1 protein-coding gene is annotated in these 898 nt (G+C 65.5%); it reads right to left on the reverse strand.

What is annotated here, in order from left to right:
* Window positions 1–898: lipoyl synthase (gene lipA, locus RM50_RS20070; protein WP_043456369.1), on the reverse strand; the 898-nt coding region annotated here is incomplete at both ends.

Genomic DNA, 898 nt, shown 5'->3' on the forward strand with positions numbered 1-898 from the left:
GCGGTGGCCCAGAGGCGGCCTGCGCGGTAGGAGGAGCGGACCAGGGGGCCGGACATGACGCCGAGGAAGCCGATTTCTTCGGCTTCGTGCTGGAGGTCGACGAATTCCTGGGGTTTGACCCAGCGGTCCACGGGCAGGTGCCGTTCGGAGGGGCGCAGGTACTGGGTGATGGTGATCAGGTCGCAGCCGGCGGCGTGGAGGTCGCGGAGGGCTTCGCTGATCTCCTCGCGGGTTTCGCCCATGCCCAGGATGAGGTTGGATTTGGTGACCATTCCGTGGTTGCGGCCCTGGGTGATGACGTCCAGGGAGCGGTCGTAGCGGAACGCGGGGCGGATGCGCTTGAAGATCCGGGGCACGGTTTCGACGTTGTGGGCGAAGACTTCGGGTGCTGAGTCGCAGATCGCGGCGATGTGGTCGGGGTTGCCGGAGAAGTCCGGGATGAGCAGTTCCACGCCGGTGCCGGGGTTCAGTTCATGGATCTTCCGGACGGTTTCGGCGTAGAGCCAGACGCCTTCGTCCTCGAGGTCGTCGCGGGCCACGCCGGTGACGGTGGCGTAGCGCAGGGCCATGGACTGGACGGAGCGGGCCACCTTGGTGGGTTCGAACCGGTCCAGGGGTGAGGGTTTGCCGGTGTCGATCTGGCAGAAGTCGCAGCGGCGGGTGCATTCGGAGCCGCCGATCAGGAAGGTGGCTTCCTTGTCTTCCCAGCATTCGAAGATGTTCGGGCAGCCGGCCTCTTCGCAGACGGTGTGCAGGCCTTCCTTTTTCACCAGGTTCTTCAGGCCCACGAACTCCGGGCCCATCTGGACCTTGGCCTTGATCCATTCCGGTTTGCGTTCCACCGGGACCGCAGCGTTGCGCTGCTCGATCCGCAGCATCTTCCGGCCTTCAGGTGCCA

Origin of the sequence: Pseudarthrobacter phenanthrenivorans, from assembly GCF_000813845.1 — a bacterium.
GTDB lineage: Bacteria > Actinomycetota > Actinomycetes > Actinomycetales > Micrococcaceae > Arthrobacter > Arthrobacter phenanthrenivorans_B.